Source organism: Paucibacter sp. DJ2R-2 (assembly GCF_025717675.1).
GTDB lineage: Bacteria > Pseudomonadota > Gammaproteobacteria > Burkholderiales > Burkholderiaceae_C > Paucibacter_A.
The window spans coordinates 1-3,606 of sequence record NZ_JAJIRT010000022.1 but is presented as its reverse complement, the minus strand read 5'-3'; the positions used below and the strand labels follow the sequence as shown (position 1 = coordinate 3,606).

The window sequence follows — 3,606 nt, the reverse complement described above, 5'->3', positions numbered from 1 at the left end:
ACCTTGGGGTCATTGAGCAAGGCCTGACCCTCGCCCGTCATGGTCACCAGCCCCGACTCCATCACATAGCCTCGGTTGGCCAGTTGCAGCGCCCGGCTGGCGTTCTGCTCCACCAGCAGCACCGTCACGCCTTGCTTGTGGATGTCGTTCACCACTTCGAAGATCTTGTCCACCATGATGGGGGACAGACCCATGCTGGGCTCGTCCAGCAGCAGCACCTTGGGCTTGGCCATCAGCGCCCGGCCCATGGCCAGCATCTGCTGCTCGCCGCCGCTCATGGTGCCGGCCAGCTGGGCTCTGCGCTCCTTCAGGCGCGGGAAGATGCCGAAGACGCGCTCGATGTCGGCCTCGATGCCGGCCTTGTCGCTGCGCAGGTAGGCGCCCATCTGCAGGTTCTCGGTGATGGTCATGCGGGTGAAGGTGCCCCGCCCTTCCGGCACCATCACCAGGCCTTGCTTGACCAGGTCCCAGGGGCCTTGGCCCTTGATGCTTTGGCCCAGGTACTTCACGTCGCCGTCGGCCACCGGCTGCAGGCCGGTCACGGCCTTGAGCGTCGTGGTCTTGCCCGCTCCGTTGGCGCCGATCAGGCTGACCAGTTCGCCCTCGCGCACTTCAAAGTTCACGCCCTTGACGGCCTGGATGCCACCGTAGGCCACCTTGAGTCCGCTCACTTCGAGCAATATGTTTGTCGCCATGTCTTCAATTCCTTGATTGCACGCACCGAGTCACCGGAAGATTCACTGGCCTTTCGGCCCTGCGTTCTTTCTGTGACTCCGCGCTGGCCTCTGCCATTAGTGGTTGGTGTGGCCCGCGCCCAGATAGGCTTCGATCACCTTCTCGTTGCGCTGCACGTCATACGGCGTGCCCTCGGCGATCTGCTTGCCGTAGTCCAGCACCGTGACGCGGTCGCACAAGCCCATCACCAGCTTCACATCGTGTTCGATCAAGAGGATGGTGCGGCCGTCCTTGCGGATGCGGTCGATCAGCTCTCGGAGCACCACCTTCTCGGTGGCGTTCATGCCCGCGGCCGGCTCGTCCAGCGCGATCAGCTTGGGGTCGGTGGCCAGGGCGCGCGCGATCTCCAGCCGGCGCTGGTCGCCGTAGCTCAGCGTGCGGGCCTTGTACTCGGCGTACTTGCCGATACCCACGTAATCGAGCAGTTCCTGGGCTCGCTTGGCAATCGCCGCTTCCTCGGCCTTGAAGCCGGGTGTGCGGAAGATGGCGCCAAGCAAGCCCGAGCCGGAGCGCACATGCCGCCCCACCATCACGTTCTCCAGCGCCGTCATTTCAGCAAAGAGGCGGATGTTCTGGAAGGTGCGCGCGATGCCGGTCTTGGCCACCTCGTGCACCGCGGTCGGTGCATAGGGCGCGCCGCCCAGCTCGAAGCTGCCGCCGTCCGGGGTGTAGAGCCCGGTGATGACGTTGAAGAAGGTGGTCTTGCCGGCGCCATTGGGGCCGATCAGGCCGTAGACCTGGCCTTTGTTGATCTGGATGCCCACATCGGCCAGGGCTTGCAAGCCGCCGAAGCGCTTGGACACGCCGGCGACCTTGAGCACCACGTCTGCGTTGTTGCTGCTGCTGTTGTTGTTGCTTGTCATGGCTTGTTTTCCTTTGCAGACCCGGCGTTCACTTCTGCGGCACCGGCGCGGCGCGGCCGTGCTCGGGCGCCGGCCACAGGCCACGCGGACGCACCAGCATGATGCTGATCATGGCCAGGGCCACCAGCAGCTGGCGCAGGATGGAGGCGTCCAGACGGCCGCCGGTCATCTCCTGCAGCGGGCCGGCCGCGTAGCGCAGCACCTCGGGCAGGGCCGACAGCAGCAGCGCGCCCAGGATGACGCCGGGGATGTGGCCGATGCCGCCCAGCACCACCATGGCCACGATCATCACGCTCTCTTGCAAGCTGAAGGACTCGGGGCTCACAAAGCCCTGGAAGGCGCCGAACATGGAGCCGGCCACGCCGCCAAAGGTGGCGCCCATGCCGAAGGCCAGCAGTTTGAGGTTGCGGGTGTTGATGCCCATGGCCTTGGCGGCGATCTCGTCTTCACGGATGGCCATCCAGGCACGGCCGATGCGGCTGTTCTCCAAGCGATAGCAGATCAGCACGCTGAACACCACCAGCACCAGGAACAAGTAGTAGTACAGCGTCACCGAGGGGATGGCGAAGCCGAACAGCTCGGTGCCCTTGCCCAGGTCCAGGCCGAAGAAGTGCATGGAGTCGATCTGGCCGATGCCGCGCGGGCCGTTGGTGATGTTGGCCGGGTGTTCCAGATTGTTCAGGAACACGCGGATGATTTCACCGAAGCCCAGGGTCACGATGGCCAGGTAGTCGCCCCGCAGTTTCAGCGTGGGCGCACCCAGCATGACGCCGAAGAAGGCCGCCAGCCCCGCCGCCAGCGGGATCACGATCCACAGCGGCGAGTGCAGGCCGTTGGGGAAGGCCATGCGGAAGGCCTCGAAGTTCTCGCTCAAATGCGGGCTCGAGAGCAGCGCGAACATATAGGCGCCGACCGCGTAGAACGCGACATAGCCCAGGTCCAGCAGACCGGCGTAGCCCACCACGATGTTCAGGCCCAGGGCCAGCATCACGTAGAGCAGGGCCAGGTCGATGATGCGCACCGGCCCGTTGCCGAATTGCTGCGCGATCAGCGGCACCACCAGCAGGCCCAGGGCCGCCAGCAGGAAGACGAAGAGTTTGTTCTTTTGCATGATGTGGAGTCTCCTTGACGCTCAGGCCCGGTCCGCGACACGCTCACCCAGCAAGCCCGAGGGCCGCAAGGTCAGCACCAGGATCAGCGCCACGAAGGCGAAGATGTCGGCGTAGTGGCTGCCCAGCACGCCACCGGTCAGGTCACCCAGATAGCCCGCGCCGATCGCCTCGATCAAGCCCAGCAGCACGCCGCCCACCATGGCCCCGGCCAAGTTGCCAATGCCGCCCAGCACCGCCGCCGTGAAGGCCTTGAGCCCTGGCATGAAGCCCATGGTGTGCTGCACCGTGCCGTAGTTGGCCGCCCACATCAGGCCGGCCACCGCGGCCAGCGCCGCACCGATCACAAAGGTCGTCGAGATGATGAAGTCGGGCTTCACGCCCATCAGGCCGGCCACCTTGGGGTTCTCGGCCGTGGCCCGCATCGCGCGGCCCAGTTTCGTGTGATTCACCAGCCACATCAGCGTGGCCAGAATCATCACCGTCGCACCCAGGATCACGCACTGCGTCACTGTGATCACCGGCCCGCCCAAGTCAATCGGCGTGGTCGGCAACAGCAGCGGGAAGGGCTTGGGATTGGGCTTCCAGATGATCATGGCCAGGGTCTGCAGCAGCAGCGACATGCCCATGGCCGTGATCAGCGGCGCCAGGCGCGGCGCATTGCGCAGCGGCCGGTAAGCAATCTTCTCGACCATGAAGTTCAGCGTCGTGCAGACCAGGACAGCGCAGGCCAGGCCGATCAGCATCAGCCCCCAGCCCGGCAGCCCCGAGTCGCCCAGCGCGCTGATCACCGTCCAGCTCACCAGCGCCCCCACCATCAAAATCTCACCGTGCGCAAAATTGATCAGGTTGATGATGCCGTACACCATCGTGTACCCCAGCGCCACCAGCGCATACAT

At 65.1% G+C, this 3,606-nt stretch carries 4 protein-coding genes; all 4 read right to left on the bottom strand.

The genetic code is table 11. The features are described from left to right. Positions 1 to 695: ABC transporter ATP-binding protein (locus LNV28_RS24880; protein ID WP_263521069.1), on the bottom strand; the 695-nt coding region annotated here is incomplete at its 3' end. A 96-nt stretch (positions 696 to 791) separates the two neighbouring features. Then, the gene (locus LNV28_RS24875; protein WP_263521067.1) at positions 792 to 1,598 is read right to left on the bottom strand and encodes an ABC transporter ATP-binding protein; all 807 of its coding nucleotides are present in this window, start codon (positions 1,596 to 1,598) and stop codon (positions 792 to 794) included. Positions 1,599 to 1,626: 28 nt separating this feature from the next. Next, on the bottom strand, positions 1,627 to 2,709 hold the full coding sequence (locus LNV28_RS24870) for an ABC transporter permease subunit (protein WP_263521065.1): 1,083 nt from the start codon (positions 2,707 to 2,709) through the stop codon (positions 1,627 to 1,629). A 21-nt stretch (positions 2,710 to 2,730) separates the two neighbouring features. Continuing rightward, positions 2,731 to 3,606, bottom strand: an 876-nt coding sequence (locus LNV28_RS24865; protein WP_263521063.1) for a branched-chain amino acid ABC transporter permease, incomplete at its 5' end; no start/stop codon positions are given.

Excerpts from the sequence above, each read along its gene's own strand:
- LNV28_RS24875 (WP_263521067.1), bottom strand. The coding sequence starts at position 1,598 with ATGACAAGCAACAACAACAGCAGCAGCAACAACGCAGACGTGGTGCTC.
- LNV28_RS24870 (WP_263521065.1), bottom strand. The coding sequence starts at position 2,709 with ATGCAAAAGAACAAACTCTTCGTCTTCCTGCTGGCGGCCCTGGGCCTG.